Below are 20,088 nucleotides of genomic sequence, written 5' to 3' on the forward strand. Positions count from 1 at the left end.
CAACAATGTGAGGAGTTATCAAAAAAAATTGCATAAAAAGTTCGACCTTTTGTGTCTAAAATATTGACATTGATCCATACCTCTTTGAATGATCTAGCGCCATTATCAATAGCTTTCTTAATATATCCTCTTGTAACGTTTAAACAACCACATATAATTTCTTTCATATCTATTTTTATTCCTCCTAAGTAATTTTTTTTAGATTATAGAAATAATTATAACTTTAATTGTGAGGAATACTACCATGTGTACATTACTTTTTGTCAACTGTTAGTTGCACTTGATATAGAAAGTTGTATGAATAATTTTTCTCCACTTCTCTACGAAGAATGCACTTTAAACAATATAATTTAATATCCATGTATAGTACAAAATTCACACCTAAAATTCCGTAGGTACGGAGGGATTTTTTCCTTGCACTACCGTGAGAGCGAAGTAACAATACTGAAGGAACGATTTAAAAAAGTCCTAATAAATCTTGGCTCAAAAATTGTAAAATAATTAGATATTTCAATTGTCTGAGCATTTTTTCAGCGAGTTATTGAAATATCTTAGTATTTTACAATTTTTGAACCTTAGATTTATAGGACTTTTTTAACGTGACGAAGCATTGTTACTTCGCTAGCTGTTTAGTTTCTCCCATTCTTCATACAATTTATCAATATTACTTTGAGTTTCGGATATTTTATTATTTACCTCAATACTTTTTTCAGGGTTAGAGTAAACTTCCTCGAGACACAGCTCACTTTGAAGTTTTTCAAGCTCTTCTTCAAGAGAAGCAATTCTGTCTTCTATATTTTTTATCTTTAACTTTTTTTGTTTCTCAAGCTTTTCTTCTTCTCTTTTTTTCTTCTTTTCAGCATGTATTTGAGTTTTTGTTTTTCCATCAGAAACTTCATCTTCGTACTGAAATCTTGTTGGATTCTTTTTCTTTTCTATATAGTAAGTATAGTTTCCTAAATACTGCTTAACACCATTTTCTTCTAATTCATACATTTTAGAAACGACTTTGTTTAGGAAGTATCTATCATGTGAAATTACAAGAATTGTTCCATCGTAGCTTAAGAGAGCATCTTCCAGTGCCTCACGTGATACTATGTCAAGATGATTTGTAGGCTCATCTAAAAGCAAAAAGTTATTTTTAGAAAGCATTAATTTAAGAAGATTTATTCTGCACTTTTCTCCGCCGCTTAATTTAGATATAACTTTAAAAACATCATCGCCTGTAAATAAGAATGCAGCAAGAGCATTTCTAACTTCAGTAGTAGTAAGTTCAGGAAAATCGTCCCATACCTCATCGATTATAGTTTTATCATCATTCAAATTGGATTGCTCTTGGTCGTAGTAACCTATGAATACATTTTTACCTAAAACCTTAATACCAGAATCACTTTTGACTTTATCCATTAAAATTTTAAAAAATGTAGTTTTGCCTCTTCCGTTTTCACCTATTAATGCTGTTTTTTCTCCACTTTTTATATCCATACAAAGGTTTTGAAATAAGATATGATCGCCGAAACTTTTAGATAGATTTTCAACGTGTAAAACATCTTTACCGCTTTTTATTAAAGTTTCAAAGCTTATTCTAGTAACACCTGTTTCCTTATCAGGTGGTTTTATTCTTTCAATTTTATCAAGTGCTTTCTGACGGCTTTCGGCAGCTTTTATACTTTTTTCCCTATTAAAGGAACGATAACGTTCTATTATAGCTTCTTGCCTCTTTATTTCGGATTGCTGAATTTCAAAGGCTTTTAACTTGATCTCATAGTCCTTCTTTTTAAGTTCAAGTGCTTTAGTATAGTTTCCGTTATAGCAGTTTATGTGTCCATTAATAAGCTCAAAAGTTTTATCAGTTATAGCATCTAGAAAATATCTGTCATGAGATATTATTAGTATAGTCCCCTTATATGTATGAAGATAATCCTCAAGCCATTCTATTGCATCAAGGTCAAGATGATTGGTTGGCTCATCAAGGAATAGGATTTCTGGTTTTTTAAGAAGAAGTTTACATAAGGCTACTCTTGTTTTTTGTCCACCGCTTAGTATTGAGATTGGTTTTCTTGAATCCTCATCAGAAAAGCCAAGACCTTTTAGAACTTTTGATATTTCACCTTTATAAGAATATCCGCCTCTTGTATTGTAAAGTTCTGTATAGTTTGTGTAATCCTTTATGATTTTAGCATGATAATCTTCCTTTAAAGGGTCATATGGCTCACTCATTTTTTGCTCTAAGTCTTTTAGCTTGTTTTCTATAGAGATAAGCTCGCTAAAAACCGAACATAACTCTTCAAAAATTGTATTTGAAGCTTTAAGGTCTAGATGCTGAGACAGATATCCAAGCTGCTTATTTTTATCAATAAACAAATCTCCAGAATCGTATTCTAGACCGCTTGTAATTATTTTAAATAAGGTTGATTTTCCAGCACCATTAGGACCGATTATTCCAATTCTTTCACCTTCATTAATAGAGAAGGTTATATTTTCTAAAATAACATCTATTCCATAGCTTTTGTGAATATCTTTACAGCTTAATACTATCATAATTATCACCGCGCTTTATCTTTAATCCTTTACCAATAAATATTAAAGCATAAAAATATAAGTTGTCAAATAAATTTCCATATATGTTAGTGATGAATAAAGTAAATGGAAAAAATAAATAGTGTAAAATCCAAATTATGTGGTAGAATATATTGTGAGTATATCATTTTAGTAGTGATGTATTGCTTATATACCTTAATTAATTTAATGTATAGCTAAGGCTTTGGAGTAGTATGTCTAGGTGAGGGGTGCATTGCGTGGAAAAGAAAAAAAATATATCAATGGCTGTAATAAGGCGTCTTCCTAAATATCATAGGTATTTAAATGAACTTGTGAAGAATGATGTTGATAGGATTTCATCGAAGGAATTAAGTGAAAAAATAGGATTCACGGCTTCACAAATACGCCAAGACCTTAATTGTTTTGGAGACTTTGGACAACAAGGGTATGGCTATAATGTAAAAGAACTTTGCAAAGAGATAGATATAATTTTAGGTCTTACAAAGGAATATAATACTATAATTATAGGTGCAGGTAATATTGGTCAAGCAATTGCAAACTATATAAATTTTGAAAAATTAGGTTTTTCGCTAAAAGGAATTTTTGATATAAATCCTAAACTCTTAGGATTAAAAATACATGACATTGAAATACAAGATATAGATAATGTAGATGATTTTCTAAAAAATAACAATGTCAATATTGCAATTATTTGTGTGCCTAGAAAGAGTGCACAAAAGGTAGCTGAAATTATTATAAAAAATAATGTAAAAGGAATATGGAATTTTGCACCTGTAGATTTAGTTACTCCTGAGGACGTAATTGTGGAAAATGTTCATTTAAGTGATAGTTTGCTTACTTTGAGTTGCTTATTAAAGGATAAAATATGATATTTTTTTTAATTATTTCATATTTCAATATAAATATTATTGAAATATGAAATAATTAATTATATAATTAGAAATGAAGCTTAAGGCTTCTAAAATTTTGGATTCCTTTGTTAGAATATTAACAAAGAATAGAAAGATTTAGGGAGGATAAGTCATGGAATTAAAAAATATCATCCTTGAAAAGGAAGGTAAAATAGCTATAGTTACTATAAGCAGACCTAAAGCACTAAATGCACTTAACAGTGAAACTTTGACTGAACTTGATTACGTTTTAGATCAGATTGAAGATGACAATGAAGTGCTTGCAGTTATTTTAACAGGCGCAGGTGAAAAATCATTTGTAGCTGGAGCAGATATTTCCGAAATGAAAGACAAGAATGTAATAGAAGGAAGAAAATTTGGAATACTAGGAAATAAAGTATTTAGAAGATTAGAACTTTTAGAAAAACCTGTAATAGCAGCTGTTAATGGTTTTGCATTAGGCGGCGGCTGTGAAATTTCAATGGCTTGTGATATAAGAATTGCTTCAACTAAAGCTCTTTTTGGTCAACCAGAAGTTGGTCTTGGAATAACACCTGGATTTGGTGGAACTCAAAGACTTACAAGACTTGTAGGAATGGGAATGGCTAAACAACTTATATTTACTGCTAAAAATATAAAAGCAGATGAAGCTTTAAGAATTGGACTTGTAAATAAGGTAGTAGAACCTGAAGAATTAATGGATACAGCAAAAAAACTTGCAAATACAATTGCAAATAATGCTCCAATAGCTGTTAAGTTAAGTAAGCAGGCTATTAATAGAGGAATTCAATGTGACATCGATACTGCTTTGTCATTTGAATCAGAAGCATTTGGAGAATGTTTTTCAACAGAAGACCAAAAAGATGCAATGACTGCTTTTGTTGAGAAGAGAAAACCAGAAGGTTTCAAAAATAGATAGGAGGTAAGTTTATATGAATTTTGCATTGACAAAAGAACAAGAATTAGTAAAACAGATGGTTAGAGAATTTGCTAAAAATGATGTTGAACCAATAGCAGCAGAAATTGATGAGACAGAAAGATTCCCAATGGAAAATGTTAAGAAAATGGGTAAATATGGAATGATGGGAATCCCATTTAAAAAAGAATATGGTGGAGCAGGTGGGGATGTACTTTCATACATAATCGCTGTTGAAGAATTATCAAAGGTTTGTGGTACAACAGGAGTTATTCTTTCAGCACATACATCACTTTGTGCTTCATTAATAAATGAATATGGTACTGAAGAACAAAAACAAAAGTATTTAGTACCACTTGCAAAAGGTGAAAAAATAGGAGCTTATGGATTAACTGAACCTAACGCAGGAACTGATTCTGCAAGTCAACAAACTACAGCAGTTCTTGAAGGGGATCATTATGTATTAAATGGTTCAAAAATATTCATAACAAATGGTGGAGTTGCTGATGTATTCTGTGTATTTGCTATGACAGATAGAAGCAAAGGAGCCAAAGGAATATCTGGATTTATATTAGAAAAAGGATTCAAAGGTTTCTCAATAGGAAAAGTAGAAAATAAAATGGGTATTAGAGCATCTTCAACTACAGAACTTATATTTGAAGACTGCATAGTTCCAAAGGAAAACCTTATAGGAAAAGAAGGAAAAGGATTTGGAATTGCCATGAAGACTCTTGATGGAGGAAGAATTGGTATAGCAGCACAGGCTCTTGGAATTGCTGAAGGAGCATTTGAAGTAACAAGAGACTACATGAAAGAAAGAAAACAATTTGGAAGAAGCCTTGACAGATTCCAGGGATTAGCTTGGGCTATGGCTGATATTAAGACAAAAATTGAAGCAACTAAATTCTTAGTGTACAGAGCAGCTTGGTGTAAAGATCAAGGACTACCATATAATGAAGAAGCAGCTATGGCAAAACTTTATGCTGCTGATGTTGCTATGGAAGCAACTACAAAATGTGTTCAGCTCTTCGGTGGATATGGATACACTAAAGATTATCCAGTTGAAAGAATGATGAGAGATGCTAAGATAACAGAAATATATGAGGGAACAACTCAGGTTCAAAAATTAGTTATTTCAAATCATATTTTTAGATAAAAGGAGGAAATTCTAAATGAATATAGTTGTTTGTTTAAAACAAGTTCCAGATACAACTGAAGTTAAAATAGATCCAGTAAAAGGAACACTTATAAGAGAAGGAGTTCCATCAATCATAAATCCAGATGATAAAAATGCATTAGAAGAAGCATTAGCATTAAAAGAAAGCGTTGGTGCGCATGTAACTATAGTATCAATGGGACCACCACAAGCTAAAAATGCTTTAGTAGAAGCTTTAGCTATGGGTGCAGATGAAGCAATACTTGTATCAAGCAGAGCTTTTGGAGGAGCTGATACTCTTGCAACATCACATACTCTTGCAGCTGCTATTAAAAAATTAGATTATGATGTAGTATTTGCTGGAAGACAGGCAATAGATGGAGATACTGCACAGGTTGGACCAGAAATTGCAGAACATCTTGGAATACCTCAAGTAACTTATGTAGAAAAAGTTGAAGTTAGCGGAGATGCTTTAAAGGTAAGAAAAGCTTGGGAAGATGGATATGAAGATGTAGAAGTTAAAACTCCAGTTCTTTTAACTGCAATAAAAGAATTAAATGTACCAAGATATATGGATGTAAGAAATATATTTGGAGTATTTGATAAGGAAATAAAAGTTTGGGATGAAAATGCTATAGATATTGACCAAAGTCTTTTAGGACTTAAGGGTTCACCAACAAAGGTTAAAAAATCTGTAACTAAAGAAGCAAAAGGACAGGGAGAAATTGTTGATAAACCTGTTAAAGAAGCAGCATCATATGTAGTTTCAAAATTAAAAGAGAAGCACTATATTTAATGTGTAGGAGGGAAGCTTTATGAATATAGCAGATTATAAAGGCGTATGGGTCTTTGCTGAACAAAGAGACGGAAAATTACAGAAAGTATCTTTAGAATTACTGGGAAAAGGTAAAGAAATAGCTAAAAAACTTGGTGTTGAATTAACAGCAGTATTATTAGGATATAATACAGATAAAATGTCAGAAGAGCTTTTAGCTCACGGAGCAGATAAAGTTTTAGCTGCTGACAGCAAGCTTTTAGAGCATTTTACTACAGATGCATATGCAAAAGTTATATGTGATTTAGTAAATGAAAGAAAACCTGAAATATTATTTGTAGGTGCAACTTTCATAGGAAGAGATTTAGGACCTAGAATGGCAGCAAGACTTTCAACAGGATTAACTGCTGATTGTACTGCACTTGATACAGATTCTGAGACTAAAAACTTACTTGCAACAAGACCTGCTTTTGGTGGTAACCTTATGGCTACAATCGAATGTGCAGAGAGAAGACCACAAATGGCAACTGTAAGACCAGGAGTTTTTGAAAAATTGCCTGAAGATAAAGCAAATGTTTCTTCAAGCAAAATCGAAAAAATTTCTATTGATTTAAAAGAAGACGATATTAGGACAAAAGTTCTAAATGTTGTAAAACTTGCAAAAGATACTGTTGATATAGGAGAAGCTAAGGTGTTAGTAGCTGGAGGAAGAGGAGTTGGAAGCAAAGAAAACTTTGCAAAGCTTCAAGAACTTGCTGATGTACTTGGTGGAACTATAGCAGCTTCAAGAGCAGCAATTGAAAAAGAATGGGTAGATAAAGACCTTCAAGTTGGTCAGACAGGTAAGACAGTAAGACCACAACTTTATATTGCATGTGGTATATCAGGAGCTATTCAGCATTTAGCAGGAATGCAGGATTCAGATTACATAATTGCTATAAATAAAGATGCAGAAGCACCAATAATGAAAGTTGCAGATTTAGCAATTGTAGGAGACTTAAATAAAGTTATACCTGAATTAATTGCTCAAATTAAAGCAGCTAACAACTAATAGGGTGAAATTACCGCGAAACTTAAACTAGTTATGTTTCAAAATATTATTTTTAAGAAATTATGAGCATATATAGTTTGAAGTTGAGCTGGTTTCGCTACAATTTATTATCTGGCAATAAAATAGAATTAAACTTATGCATTTTGAAAATAATATATTTATTTAGTTATTTTTAAGGTGTATAAGTTAAATTATATTGAAATGAAATAGGAGGCTAGTGTAATGAAAAAAGTATGTGTTATAGGTGCAGGTACAATGGGAGCAGGAATTGCTCAAGCATTTGCAGCTAAAGGATTAGAAGTAGTTATAAGAGATATTAAAGATGAATTTGTTGAAAGAGGATTAGCTACTATAGATAAAAATCTTTCAAGATTAGTTAAAAAAGGAAAATTGGACGAAGCTGGTAAAGCTGAAATATTAAAGAGAGTTACAGGAACAGTTGACCTTAATATGGCAGCTGATTGTGATCTTGTAGTTGAAGCAGCAGTTGAAAGAATGGATATAAAGAAACAAATATTTGCTGACTTAGATAATATATGCAAACCAGAAACTATACTTGCATCAAATACATCATCTCTTTCTATAACAGAAGTAGCATCAGCAACTAAGAGACCTGATAAGGTTATAGGAATGCATTTCTTTAATCCAGCTCCTGTTATGAAGCTTGTTGAAGTAATAAGAGGAATTGCCACTTCACAGGAAACTTTTGATGCTGTAAAAGAATGTGCTGTTGCTATAGGAAAAGATCCTGTAGAAGTTGCAGAAGCACCAGGATTTGTTGTAAATAGAATATTAATTCCAATGATTAACGAAGCAGTTGGAATATATGCAGAAGGAATAGCTTCTGTAGAAGATATAGATAAAGCTATGAAGCTTGGAGCAAATCATCCAATGGGACCATTAGAATTAGGAGATTTTATAGGTCTTGACATATGTCTTGCTATAATGAATGTTTTATATTCAGAAACAGGAGATTCTAAATATAGACCACATACATTATTAAAGAAATATGTAAGAGCTGGATGGCTTGGAAGAAAAACTGGAAAAGGTTTTTACGATTATTCAAAATAATAACATCCAAAATCCTCATTTAAGTATGGGGATTTTTTTATATGATAAAATATATACATAGGAGGCGTTTATGAATGGATTACAGTAAAATTAAAAATATTGATGATGGAATTTTAATAACAAATGTAAAAAATTTTGAGCTTAGCCACATATTTGATTGCGGTCAGTGTTTTAGATGGAATAGGAGATCAAATGGTAATTATGTGGGTGTTGCTTTTGGAAAGGTTATAGAAGTAGAAAAAAGAGAAAATGATGTATTAATATATAATACAAATGAAGATGAATTTAGAAATGTATGGTGCGAATATTTTGATTTAAATAGGGATTATGGAGAAATAAAAGAAGAACTTAGCAAGGATACTTTATTAAAGAAATCTGTTGATTTTGGATATGGAATAAGAATTTTAAATCAAGAAAAGCTTGAAATGCTTATATCTTTTATAATTTCTGCTAATAATAGAATTCCTATGATTAAAAGGGCTATAGAAAATATAAGTAAAAAGTGGGGGGAAAAGATTATATATAAGGATGAAGTTTTCTATTCTTTTCCGACAGTTGAAAAACTTCATTCTGGAAGTGAGAAGGACTTTGAAGAATGTAGTACTGGATTTAGAGCAAAATATTTAAAAGATACTATTGATAAAGTATATAATGGTGAGGTTGACTTAAACTTTATAGCTTCTCTTGATGATGATGGATGCCATAAAGAACTTCAAAAACTAATGGGAGTAGGACCTAAAGTTGCAGACTGCATAATGTTATTTTCAATGAAAAAATATTCAGCTTTTCCAGTAGATGTTTGGGTTAAAAAAGCTATGATGAAATTTTATGTAGCTCCAGATGTATCACTTAAGAAGATACGAGATTTTGGAAGAAATAGGTTTGGAAATCTATCAGGTTTTGCACAGCAGTATTTATTTTATTATGCTAGGGAAAACAAAATACAGGTATAATATATAATTTTTTTAGTAAGTCACTATTTATTTCTATAAAATCTCGATACTTTTACGAATTTTATGAGAAATAAATAGATGATCTACTTAAAAATTTAAATAAATTTATGTTAACAATTGCCATTAGCATTTACGCTTTCACAAAACCTTTGATATAATAGTATCTGTTATTAAATATTAACCTTGGAAGTGAATTTAATGAGTTTAAAAGGCTTTTTTAATATCATATCTAATAAAATAAAGATTATATATCAAAAGATTATAAAATATAAAGTACAGATTGGTGGAATAATGCTTCTTGCTTTTTTTGCATACTGTGCTTACGTATATTACTCAAAATATTTTTATATGATGAAAGATACTGAAAAGGTAAAAAGATTCATATTGTCATATGGAAAGTACAGCATGCTTGCTTTTTTGGTTATGCAAATAGCACAGGTAATTGTCTTTTTTATACCAGGTGAAATAGTTCAAATTGCAGGCGGGTATGTTTTTGGTACATTTTATGGAAGCATGATATCTGTTGCTGGAATAACAATAGGAAGTGCTGGAGCTTTTTTTCTTTCAAATTTTTTGGGAAAACCTTTTATAGAAAAAATTACAGCTCAAAATAATGCATCTAAATTTAGAAAATTTTTAAAAAGTGATAATGCAGCAGCTGCAATATTTTTTATTTATCTTATACCAGGACTTCCGAAGGACATATTAGCATATTTGTGTGGAGCGTCTGGAGTTAGTGGGAAAAAATTTATGATATATTCAACTCTTGGAAGGCTCCCAGGTATATTTATTTCAGCTTATTTTGGGAATAAGCTGACTGAGGGTAACATTCTCCCTCTTGTAGTAATTGCTGCTATAATGACTATTTTATTTATAATAGGAACTATAAAGGGAGAAAAAATATTGAAAAATATTATAAAAAAAAGATCGCGAAAAGATAGTTGAAATGTTACTTCCCTTTTATATAAAATAATATACCTGCAAGCAATGAAAAAAATAAAATTACAGCAGCACAGTGCATAAAATAGTTTTCAGGAAGTATTAGTATAACGGGATCATATTGCGGATCAAAAATCCAATAATCATTTTTAAATATAATTTTGTGAAATGAATCAAATAATTCACTAAAACCAAAAAATGAAATAAATAATGAAAAAATAGATATTATAATAAGTTGTTTTCCACTGCTTTTTAGACAAAAAAGAACATAATTTTTTTTTGATATAAGGGAAACTAGTATGAATAATATTATAGAAGATATAAATATATATTCACTATATGTTATTGTATTTTTTACATCCTCGAAATGCCTTTTGCCATTTAAAGAAAAAGGTATAGTTGGAAGTTTAAATACTTCTTTTCTAGGATTTTGTATATAATTTATTATGTAATTGTAATTTGTTTTGAGAGAAATGGAATTTAAATATTCAGTGTCCGGGGTATATTTTTCAATATGTAGGTTATACTCTTCTATTATGTTTAAATTTAGTGCATCATAATAGTAAATTGGTTTTAAGTTCATTGTTATTTTTGTAAAAAACAAAATAGTTATGAAGGTCAATAATAGTGAAAAAAATGCTTTAGTTAAAGGCAATATTATTTTCAAATTATTCACCGCTTTCATAAGAGTTTGTATTAAAAATTATTGACAAATGGAAAAATTTTTATTCAATTTGCTATTGATAGCTAAAAAGAGAAAATTAACAAAAAAAAGATTTAATCAATGATAATTTGCTATAATGGCTAACATTAACCAAATAGCATGTCATACTGTATTTGCCAATATATCCACTATTAATTATTATAATAATTGTGTTAGCACTCAATATTAATGAGTGCTAATAAAAATTATAAAGTTAATAAAATTTTTAATATAATTTTTAAGGAGGGACTTAAAAATGAAAGTTAGACCACTTGGAGACAGAGTTGTAATTAAGAGATTAGAAGCAGAGGAGACTACTAAAAGCGGAATAGTATTACCTGGTGCAGCTAAGGAAAAGCCACAGCTTGCAGCAGTAATAGCAGTTGGTCCTGGCGGAATCGTTGAAGGAAAAGAAGTAAAAATGGATGTAAAAGTAGGAGATAAAGTATTTTTCTCAAAATACAGCGGTACTGAAGTAAAAATTGATGGTGAAGAATTATTAATTGTAAAACAAGACGATATTTTAGGAATAGTAGAAGACTAATTCAATTTAAACTATTTATAAATTCGGGAGGGATTTTAAAATGGCAAAGCAAATATTATACGGAGAAGACGCAAGAAGAGCTATGCAAAAAGGTGTAGATAAACTTGCTAATACAGTAAAAGTTACTCTTGGACCAAAAGGAAGAAATGTTGTTTTAGATAAAAAATTTGGAGCACCTCTTATAACAAATGATGGTGTAAGTATTGCAAGAGAAATAGAACTTGAAGATCCATATGAAAACATGGGAGCACAACTTGTAAAAGAAGTTGCTACTAAAACAAATGATGTAGCTGGAGATGGTACTACTACAGCAACACTTCTTGCACAAGCAATAATAAGAGAAGGTTTAAAGAATGTTACAGCTGGAGCTAATCCAATGCTTATAAGAAATGGAATTAGAAAAGCTGTTGCTTTAACAGTTGAAGAATTAAAGAAAATATCAAAACCTATAAATGGTAAAGAAGACATAGCAAGAGTTGCTTCAATATCAGCTGCTGATCCTGAAATAGGGAAATTAATTGCTGATGCAATGGAAAAGGTAGGCAACGAAGGTGTTATAACTGTTGAAGAATCAAAAACAATGGGAACTGAACTTGATGTTGTTGAAGGAATGCAGTTTGATAGAGGATATTTAAGTCCATACATGGTAACAGACAGCGAAAAAATGGAAGCTGCACTTGATGATCCATATATACTTATTACAGATAAGAAAATATCAAATATACAAGAAGTTCTTCCAATACTTGAGCAAATAGTTCAGCAAGGAAAGAAACTTTTAATAATTGCTGATGATGTTGAAGGAGAAGCTTTAGCAACATTAGTTGTTAATAAATTAAGAGGAACATTTACTTGCGTTGCTGTAAAAGCACCAGGCTTTGGTGATAGAAGAAAAGAAATGTTAAGAGATATAGCTATTCTTACAGGTGGAGAAGTAATATCAGAAGAACTTGGAAAAGATTTAAAAGATGTTACTCTTGATATGCTTGGTAGAGCTGAGAGTGTTAAGATAACAAAAGAAAACACTACAGTTGTAAACGGAAAAGGCGACAAGAATGAAATACATGATAGAGTTGCTCAAATAAGAGCTCAAATAGAAGAAACAACTTCAGATTTTGATAGAGAAAAACTTCAAGAAAGACTCGCAAAACTTGCTGGTGGAGTTGCAGTTATCAAAGTTGGAGCAGCTTCAGAAACTGAACTTAAAGAAAGAAAACTTAGAATCGAAGATGCTCTTGCAGCTACAAAGGCAGCTGTTGAAGAAGGCATAATCGCTGGTGGTGGTACTGCTTATATAGATGTGCTTCCAGAAGTAAAGAAATTGACTGATGAAGAACAAGATGCTCAACTTGGTATAAACATAGTAATTAGAGCTCTTGAAGAACCAGTAAGACAGATAGCTGCAAATGCAGGACTTGAAGGTTCAGTTATAATTGAAAAAATCATGAACAGTGAAAAGGGAATTGGTTTTGATGCTTTACGTGAAAAATATGTTGATATGATAAAGGTTGGAATTGTTGATCCTACAAAGGTTACAAGATCAGCACTTCAGAATGCAGCTTCAGTTGCTTCTACATTCCTTACAACTGAATGTGCAGTAGCTGATATTCCTGAAAAGGAGAAAGCAGCACCAGGAGTTCCAGGAGCACCTGGAATGGGAATGGACGGAATGTACTAAAATAAAAAATCAAGAGAGTTTTTAGCTCTCTTGATTTTTTTATTTTAATTTTTCAATTATAAAACTGCTCTTTTTTATAAGTTTATTTTTCTTTTTTATTTTTGATACATATAATGCAAGATTGCTAGTTGTTCCTAATTTTTTTATGTTGCCATAAACTCCAGCAATAGATATTGAGGTCAAATTAAAGATATCCTTATTTCCTTTCCTATCGAAAGCTATTATATATTTATTTTTTTTATCAACTTCATTAAAGAAGTTAATTACTTTTTCATCAAATTTGCTTATGATAAGCTTACTTAAGTTTTCACAATTATTATAGGAGGTTTCAATAACACATACAAAATCATCTCCTCCTATATGTCCTGTAAAGCTATTTATAGGGAACAAAGAATCAATAGTATCTTTTATAAGGTTTGCTGTAAATAAGAGTATTTTATCACCATTTTCAAAGCCGTAAGTATCATTATAAACTTTGAAATTATCTAAATCAAAATATAATATTCCATAATCACTATTTGATATTAATGTTTTACCTATAGTTCTTTCAATAACAGCATTACCAGGAAGACCAGTAAGAGGATTCATTTCCTTTGCACATTCCTTTTCTATAGCTATTGTAAACTCAAGTAATTTTTTTATTGTTACGATGCCGTAATACTTTCCTTCTTTAGTTACTATAACATAGTCGTATATTTTATCATCTGATCTTTCCATTGCTAGCTTTGCGGCTTTATTTACATCAGTATTGTAGTCAACTATAAGTGCATTTGTATCCATTATTAAGGAGACGGGTCGCTTTGAAAATATTACGATTCCATATTGCGTTGCAAGCATTGAATCTAGAGTGTGCTTCATAACAAGACCTACAGGAATATCATTTTTTACAATACAGGCACCGTTAACTTTATGAGTTGAAAAATAATTTTTTATGGTAGAACTTAAAACCTCACTTTTAAAACAAGTGTATTTTTGAGCAATATCACCTATTCTATTTATAGATGCATAAATGTAATTTGTTTTTAATTCATTGTATTTTGCGATAAGGTTTTTTACATCAAAGGGGATTTCTAAGAAATTGTTAGATGGCTTTTTTAGAAAGAAACCTTGACCTGCATCAACTCCTAAATCAATTAAGGCTTTTAATTCTTCCTTAGTCTCTATTCCTTCTACGATTAAGCTTATTTTTGTTGACTTTGCAAAGGAAACAAAAGCTTTTATTAAAGATTGCTTAAATGAATCTGAATCTATATTTCGTATAAGATCTATATCAAGTTTTATATAATTTGGTTTTGTTTCAGAGATCGTTTTTAACCCAGAATAACCTGAACCAGTGTCATCTATAGCTATCTTATATCCTTGGTTTGTGTAATTATTTAATATACTAGTGAAGTTTTTGTAATCAAGTATAGCTGTTTTTTCTGTTATTTCAAATATTATAGTTTCTGGTGATATGTTATTTTCTAATAGAAATTCTTTTGTTAATCCTTTTTTAAAATTTTTATCCTTAATTATTTTAGGATCTACATTTAAAAAAAGTAATTTACCATTGGGCATATTTTTAGAGCGTTCAATAGCTTTAATTCTACATGCAAGTTCAAGCTCCCAGGTTCTTTTGTAAATTTCTGCTGCTTCAAATAATTTTTCTGGCATATACAGGGGAGAGTCTTCTGGTCCCCTACTTAAGGCTTCATATCCTATTATATCTCCTGTGCTAAGTGATACAATAGGCTGAAATACGGTGTTTATACTTTGCGTTTTTATTATTTTTTCTAGTTCGCTTAGGGTGCTCATTTTCTCATCTCCAATTTTAATTAAATACTTTAAAATTACAACATTTTTATTGAGCACATATAAATTTTGAGTTAAATCTAAGTAAAATGTTTGAGTGGGAATTATAGTAAAAAGAAATTTTTTAATCAAAAATGTGTCGATAATGATTGACAAAATGCAAATTTATGAATAAAATAGAGAATAAAATATATTATAAAAATAGTTAATAAGACTCATATATACCCTGAATATGGCAGGGAGTATCTACCAGAAACCGTTAATTTCTGACTATGAGTGATTAGAGCGTGTTATTTTACATTAAAGCATGCTAATTTTCACTCCTAAAGAAAATTAGTATGCTTATCTTCTATATGAACAAACTAAATTTAGTTGAAAATTTTATTTTTGAAAGGAAGTTATATATAAATGGGAAGAATTATAAAACAAGCTTATACTTTTGACGACGTGTTACTAGTTCCAAACAAATCTGAAGTTTTACCAAAAGAAGTTGATTTAAGAACTAATTTAACTAAAAAAATAAAGCTCAATATCCCCCTAATGAGTGCTGGAATGGATACTGTTACAGAATCAAAAATGGCTATAGCAATGGCAAGAGAAGGTGGAATAGGAATAATTCATAAGAACATGACCATTGAAGAACAAGCAAGCGAAGTTGATAGAGTGAAGAGACAGGAAAATGGAGTTATAACAAATCCGTTTTCATTGGCAGCAGATAATTCTATTCAAGATGCACTTGATGTAATGAGCAAATATAGAATATCTGGAGTTCCTATAACAGATAAAGCAGGAAAACTTGTTGGAATCATAACAAACAGAGACATAGTATTTGAAGAAGATTTTACTAAAAAAATAAGCGAGCTTATGACAAGTGAAAATTTAATTACAGCTAAAGAAGGTACAACACTTGAAGAGGCAAAAAATCTTTTAAAAGAGCATAAAATAGAAAAACTTCCTTTGGTAGATGATGAATTTAAGTTAAAAGGACTTATCACAATAAAAGATATTGAAAAAGTCAGAATATTCCCTAATGCAGCAAAAGATGAACATGGAAGACTTTTATGTGGTGCGGCAGTTGGAGTAACAAATAATATGATGGATAGAGTTAAAGCTTTAGTTGAAGCAAGCGTTGATGTTATAGTACTTGATACAGCACATGGACATTCACAAGGAGTTTTAGAGGCTGTTAAAAAGATAAAAGCAGCATACCCAGACTTACAAGTTATTGCAGGAAATGTTGCAACAGGAGAAGCTGTAAAAGATCTTATAGAAGCAGGAGCAGATTGTGTTAAGGTTGGAATAGGACCTGGATCAATATGCACTACTAGAGTTGTAGCAGGTGTTGGAGTACCTCAGCTTACAGCAGTTATGGACGCTGTTGAAGTTGCTGATAAATACGGAATTCCAATAATTGCAGATGGTGGAATCAAATACTCTGGAGATATAGTAAAAGCTCTTGCAGCTGGTGCCAAAGTGACAATGATGGGTTCAATGTTTGCAGGCTGCGAAGAAGCTCCAGGAGAAATTGAAATATATCAAGGAAGAAGTTACAAGGTATACAGAGGAATGGGTTCTCTTGCAGCTATGAAATGCGGTAGTAAAGACAGGTACTTCCAGGAAGGAAACAAAAAGCTTGTTCCAGAAGGTGTTGAAGGAAGAGTCCCATTTAAAGGTTCTGTACTTGACACAGTGTTCCAGCTTTTAGGAGGAATAAGATCTGGAATGGGATACCTTGGTTCAAGAACTTTACCTGAACTTGCAGAAAAGGCTACTTTCGTAGTTCAAAGTTCAGCAGGACTTAGAGAAAGTCATCCACATGATATCTCTATAACTAAAGAAGCACCAAATTATAGCGTTAACCAATAATAAATTATTTTAAAATGTAGGAGGTAGCAAGGTGGAAAGACAGATGGTACTAGTTATTGACTTCGGAGGTCAATACAATCAGCTTATAGCAAGAAGAGTTAGAGAACACAATGTTTATTGTGAAATAGTTCCATATACTTATACTATTGATAAAATAAAAGCAAAAAATCCAAGTGCAATAATCTTTACAGGCGGACAAAACAGTGTTTATGGTGAAGATGCACCTGGAGTTGATAAGGAAATATTTAATTTAGGCGTTCCAGTACTTGGAATATGCTATGGACATCAACTTGTAACTTATACTCTTGGGGGAGAGGTTACAAGTTCTGAAGTTAGAGAATACGGAAAAGCTGGTGTAACACTTGACAATGCTTGTAAGCTTTTTGATGGCATAGATGTAGATAACACTTGCTGGATGAGTCATACAGATACAGTTGCAAAGGTGCCAGAAGGTTTTAAAGTTGTAGCTCATACAAAGGTTTGTCCTGTTGCAGCTATGATGAATGAAGAAAAAAATATATACGGAGTTCAATTTCACCCAGAAGTTTTACACACGCCTTTTGGAAAAGAATTTTTCTCAAACTTCTTATTTAAAATCTGTAAGCTTAAAGCTGATTGGTCAATGTCTTCTTTTGCAGAAGAAAAAATTCAGCAAATAAAGGATATTGTTGGAGATAAAAAAGTTTTGTGTGCACTTTCTGGTGGTGTAGATTCATCTGTTGCAGCAGTGCTTGTACACAAAGCTATAGGAAAACAGTTAACCTGTGTATTTGTTGACCACGGACTTCTTAGAAAAGATGAAGGAGATCAAGTTGAGTCTATATTTAGAAAACAGTTTGATATGAACCTTATAAGAGTTAATGCTAAAGATAGATTTCTTGGAAAGTTAAAAGGAGTTTCTGATCCTGAAAGAAAGAGAAAGATAATAGGAGAAGAGTTCATAAGAGTATTTGAAGAGGAAGCAAATAAGCTTGGACAAATAGACTTCTTAGTTCAAGGAACAATTTACCCAGATGTTGTTGAAAGCGGAACAACTACTTCAGCAACTATAAAGAGCCATCACAATGTCGGTGGACTTCCAGAAGATATGCAATTTAGCCTTATAGAACCTTTAAGAGAACTATTTAAAGATGAAGTAAGAGCTGTTGGAGAAGAACTTGGAATTCCTCATAAACTTGTATGGAGACAGCCATTTCCAGGGCCGGGACTTGGAATAAGAGTTCTTGGTGAAGTAACTGAAGAAAAGCTTGAAATAGTAAGAGAAGCAGATGCAATATTCAGAGAAGAAATTGCAAATGCAGGTCTTGAAGAAAAAATATGGCAGTACTTCGCTTGCCTTCCAAACATTCATTCTGTTGGAGTTATGGGTGATGGCAGAACTTACTGCGAAACTATAGCCTTAAGAGCTGTAACTTCTTCAGATGCTATGACTTCAGATTGGGCAAGAATACCATATGAAGTTTTGGATAAAGTGTCCAGGAGAATCGTTAATGAAGTTAAGGGAGTAAACAGAATTGTTTATGATGTTACTTCTAAGCCACCTGCAACTATCGAATGGGAATAGGCCTAAGGTAAGTAACACCAATAATTATATGTAGCTAACACAATGATTTATATATAAAAAAGTGTCTATGATTTACTTTTGAATGAAAGTATTTCATAGGCACTTTTTTTATAAACTGGCTAAAAGTTAGAAATAATACACATATATAAAAAAATGATACTATAATAAAAATTTCATATTTTAGTGCTTTTGATTTATATTAACTAACTTTGATTAAGGTTTTGATATTTTTCATAGGTATATATAAAACGCTTCAACTGCTAAAATCCATCTGTAAGTTTAATGAAAGATTTAATTATATTAATACAAATTTGAAAAAAGATTCTATGAGTAATATAATTATAGTAGTGTAGTATACAAATTACAGTTTTAGTAATGAGTTACTAGCTTGTTTAATATATATTTTAATTTATATATTAAAAGATAGTATAATTGAAGGGGACGTAGAATTTGTCTAGAATTGAAATTGATATTAGCAGCATTAGAAGAAGTGATGAAGAGTTAAGGCAAAACAATTTTAAATTGTCAAGCATTTCTTGTGACATATTTCAATCTATGTGTAATGTTGATGCAAGCATACAAGCTAGAAGAAATATAGGACAAAGATTAAAAAATGCATATGATGAATCCATTAAAATAGGAAAGAAATTAGTTCAGTTAGAGAAATTCATAAGTAGTTCGATGGATAGATATGAAAAAGCCGAAAGAAACGTAAAAGAACAGGCCAATACATTAAGAATATTAATGGATTTAAGAATGAGAACTGGCATGGAATTTGACATTATATCTCAAATGTCTGGGACAAGTTCTGCCTATGCATCTGAAAATGCTAAAATGTTTTATGATGGTGAAAAAGTTGGTGATGATGAGGATGAAGATACAGAGGAAATATTAAAAGAGGACGATAAGGTATTAAAAGAAACAGATAAAATACTAAAAGAAGTAAATGAAGAATATGATGATAATGACTGGAGCAGTAAGCCTGCGAAAGAAGATATCTTTGACAAATTTGCAGATTGGCTTACGGAGAAAGTTACAGGAGAAAAGGCAAGTCCTAAAACGCAGGGAGAGGAAGTAATAGAGGCACAGTTAACAACAATGTCTCTAGATGAACAAAATATTTTAGCAGATATTGCAAATGATTATCAAACAGCGTTTAGAGGATTAGGTAGTGCAGATAGAATAAATGAGGCATTAGAAAATTTTGAAGAAGAGCCTGTGATTAGTGGTGGAAATAATACTAATTGGGTAAGGCAACCTGTTTCAGTAAATGCAAATAAAATCAGATTTAGCCAAAGTTCAGTTAATGGTGCAGATGAAATAATTAGTAGTATGGAAGCAAATGGTTGGAGAGGGGCGCCGATTGATGTTGTTAAAATGAGGGATGGTAATCTAACTACAATAGATAATACAAGAGTAATTGCAGCAAGAGAGGCAGGAATAGATGTACAAGCAATTCTTCATGATGCTAATGAACTTCTACCAGAAAACCTAATTGATAGGTTTACAACTAAAAAGGGTGTTCCCAAGACATGGGGGGAGGCAATTGAATTAAGGATAGGGAAGCAAAAAGCATCATTTAGAAATAATAATCCACTTGGAGCAGATACTATGGAAAGGATGGGCAAATAA

At 31.3% G+C, this 20,088-nt stretch carries 17 protein-coding genes and 1 riboswitch; of the genes, 13 read left to right on the forward strand and 4 right to left on the reverse strand.

The features are described from left to right. Positions 1–167 (reverse strand): (2Fe-2S)-binding protein (locus tag ACJDT4_RS21575; protein WP_406789730.1); only part of this gene is annotated, 167 nt, incomplete at its 3' end. A 454-nt stretch (positions 168–621) separates the two neighbouring features. Then, entirely contained in the window at positions 622–2,541 is a 1,920-nt protein-coding gene (locus ACJDT4_RS21580; RefSeq protein WP_406789676.1) for an ABC-F family ATP-binding cassette domain-containing protein, read from the reverse strand. A gap of 257 nt (positions 2,542–2,798) precedes the next feature. On the opposite strand from ACJDT4_RS21580, the gene ACJDT4_RS21585 reads away from it, so the two are divergent. From ACJDT4_RS21585 to ACJDT4_RS21620, 8 genes are all read left to right on the forward strand, one after another. Further along, the gene (locus tag ACJDT4_RS21585; protein WP_406789677.1) at positions 2,799–3,431 is read left to right on the forward strand and encodes a redox-sensing transcriptional repressor Rex; all 633 of its coding nucleotides are present in this window, start codon (positions 2,799–2,801) and stop codon (positions 3,429–3,431) included. Positions 3,432–3,585: 154 nt separating this feature from the next. Further along, positions 3,586–4,371 (forward strand): short-chain-enoyl-CoA hydratase, encoded by a 786-nt coding sequence (locus ACJDT4_RS21590; RefSeq protein ID WP_406789678.1) that lies wholly within the window; start codon positions 3,586–3,588, stop codon positions 4,369–4,371. 13 nt (positions 4,372–4,384) lie between these two features. Then, the gene (locus ACJDT4_RS21595) at positions 4,385–5,524 is read left to right on the forward strand and encodes an acyl-CoA dehydrogenase (RefSeq protein WP_406789679.1); all 1,140 of its coding nucleotides are present in this window, start codon (positions 4,385–4,387) and stop codon (positions 5,522–5,524) included. Between the two features lie 16 nt (positions 5,525–5,540). Beyond that, the gene (locus ACJDT4_RS21600; RefSeq protein ID WP_406789680.1) at positions 5,541–6,320 is read left to right on the forward strand and encodes an electron transfer flavoprotein subunit beta; all 780 of its coding nucleotides are present in this window, start codon (positions 5,541–5,543) and stop codon (positions 6,318–6,320) included. Between the two features lie 19 nt (positions 6,321–6,339). Beyond that, on the forward strand, positions 6,340–7,350 hold the full coding sequence (locus ACJDT4_RS21605) for an electron transfer flavoprotein subunit alpha/FixB family protein (protein WP_406789681.1): 1,011 nt from the start codon (positions 6,340–6,342) through the stop codon (positions 7,348–7,350). 222 nt (positions 7,351–7,572) lie between these two features. Beyond that, the gene (locus ACJDT4_RS21610; protein WP_406789683.1) at positions 7,573–8,421 is read left to right on the forward strand and encodes a 3-hydroxybutyryl-CoA dehydrogenase; all 849 of its coding nucleotides are present in this window, start codon (positions 7,573–7,575) and stop codon (positions 8,419–8,421) included. A gap of 74 nt (positions 8,422–8,495) precedes the next feature. Continuing rightward, complete coding sequence (locus tag ACJDT4_RS21615) at positions 8,496–9,374, forward strand: DNA-3-methyladenine glycosylase family protein (protein WP_406789684.1); 879 nt, start codon at positions 8,496–8,498, stop codon at positions 9,372–9,374. Between the two features lie 198 nt (positions 9,375–9,572). Next, a complete protein-coding gene (locus ACJDT4_RS21620) occupies positions 9,573–10,319 on the forward strand; it encodes a TVP38/TMEM64 family protein (protein ID WP_406789685.1) in 747 nt (248 codons plus the stop codon). 4 nt (positions 10,320–10,323) lie between these two features. Here the strand turns inward: ACJDT4_RS21620 and ACJDT4_RS21625 are convergent, their stop codons facing one another. Continuing rightward, a complete protein-coding gene (locus ACJDT4_RS21625) occupies positions 10,324–10,980 on the reverse strand; it encodes a TIGR01906 family membrane protein (protein WP_406789686.1) in 657 nt (218 codons plus the stop codon). Positions 10,981–11,272: 292 nt separating this feature from the next. On the opposite strand from ACJDT4_RS21625, the gene ACJDT4_RS21630 reads away from it, so the two are divergent. Together ACJDT4_RS21630 and groL are read left to right on the forward strand one after the other, a co-directional pair. Beyond that, positions 11,273–11,560, forward strand: a complete 288-nt coding sequence (locus tag ACJDT4_RS21630) for a co-chaperone GroES (protein WP_406789687.1) — start codon at positions 11,273–11,275, stop codon at positions 11,558–11,560. A gap of 40 nt (positions 11,561–11,600) precedes the next feature. Beyond that, positions 11,601–13,235 (forward strand): chaperonin GroEL, encoded by a 1,635-nt coding sequence (groL, locus tag ACJDT4_RS21635; protein WP_406789688.1) that lies wholly within the window; start codon positions 11,601–11,603, stop codon positions 13,233–13,235. 39 nt (positions 13,236–13,274) lie between these two features. Here groL and ACJDT4_RS21640 read toward each other — a convergent pair whose 3' ends face one another. Then, positions 13,275–15,029, reverse strand: a complete 1,755-nt coding sequence (locus ACJDT4_RS21640) for a GGDEF domain-containing protein (RefSeq protein WP_406789689.1) — start codon at positions 15,027–15,029, stop codon at positions 13,275–13,277. Between the two features lie 192 nt (positions 15,030–15,221). After that, positions 15,222–15,319, forward strand: a riboswitch (purine riboswitch). A 115-nt stretch (positions 15,320–15,434) separates the two neighbouring features. Between ACJDT4_RS21640 and guaB the strand changes: the two genes are divergently transcribed. The 3 genes from guaB to ACJDT4_RS21655 all read left to right on the forward strand — a co-directional run bounded on the left by guaB (position 15,435) and on the right by ACJDT4_RS21655 (position 20,088). Next, positions 15,435–16,892, forward strand: coding sequence for an IMP dehydrogenase (gene guaB, locus ACJDT4_RS21645; RefSeq protein ID WP_406789690.1), 1,458 nt, complete (start codon positions 15,435–15,437; stop codon positions 16,890–16,892). Between the two features lie 31 nt (positions 16,893–16,923). Continuing rightward, on the forward strand, positions 16,924–18,456 hold the full coding sequence (gene guaA / locus ACJDT4_RS21650; RefSeq protein WP_406789691.1) for a glutamine-hydrolyzing GMP synthase: 1,533 nt from the start codon (positions 16,924–16,926) through the stop codon (positions 18,454–18,456). Positions 18,457–18,906: 450 nt separating this feature from the next. Then, complete coding sequence (locus tag ACJDT4_RS21655) at positions 18,907–20,088, forward strand: hypothetical protein (protein ID WP_406789692.1); 1,182 nt, start codon at positions 18,907–18,909, stop codon at positions 20,086–20,088.

The organism is Clostridium neuense (genome assembly GCF_045310695.1).
In the GTDB taxonomy this organism is placed as follows: domain Bacteria; phylum Bacillota; class Clostridia; order Clostridiales; family Clostridiaceae; genus Clostridium_S; species Clostridium_S neuense.

Bases quoted from the DNA above. Each gene is read 5' to 3' on its own strand.
- ACJDT4_RS21580 (WP_406789676.1), bottom strand. From the start codon at position 2,541: ATGATAGTATTAAGCTGTAAAGATATTCACAAAAGCTATGGAATAGAT.
- ACJDT4_RS21590 (WP_406789678.1), top strand. From the start codon at position 3,586: ATGGAATTAAAAAATATCATCCTTGAAAAGGAAGGTAAAATAGCTATA.
- ACJDT4_RS21595 (WP_406789679.1), top strand. From the start codon at position 4,385: ATGAATTTTGCATTGACAAAAGAACAAGAATTAGTAAAACAGATGGTT.
- ACJDT4_RS21600 (WP_406789680.1), top strand. From the start codon at position 5,541: ATGAATATAGTTGTTTGTTTAAAACAAGTTCCAGATACAACTGAAGTT.
- ACJDT4_RS21605 (WP_406789681.1), top strand. From the start codon at position 6,340: ATGAATATAGCAGATTATAAAGGCGTATGGGTCTTTGCTGAACAAAGA.
- ACJDT4_RS21610 (WP_406789683.1), top strand. From the start codon at position 7,573: ATGAAAAAAGTATGTGTTATAGGTGCAGGTACAATGGGAGCAGGAATT.
- ACJDT4_RS21615 (WP_406789684.1), top strand. From the start codon at position 8,496: ATGGATTACAGTAAAATTAAAAATATTGATGATGGAATTTTAATAACA.
- ACJDT4_RS21620 (WP_406789685.1), top strand. From the start codon at position 9,573: ATGAGTTTAAAAGGCTTTTTTAATATCATATCTAATAAAATAAAGATT.
- ACJDT4_RS21630 (WP_406789687.1), top strand. From the start codon at position 11,273: ATGAAAGTTAGACCACTTGGAGACAGAGTTGTAATTAAGAGATTAGAA.
- groL (WP_406789688.1), top strand. From the start codon at position 11,601: ATGGCAAAGCAAATATTATACGGAGAAGACGCAAGAAGAGCTATGCAA.
- ACJDT4_RS21640 (WP_406789689.1), bottom strand. From the start codon at position 15,029: ATGAGCACCCTAAGCGAACTAGAAAAAATAATAAAAACGCAAAGTATA.
- guaB (WP_406789690.1), top strand. From the start codon at position 15,435: ATGGGAAGAATTATAAAACAAGCTTATACTTTTGACGACGTGTTACTA.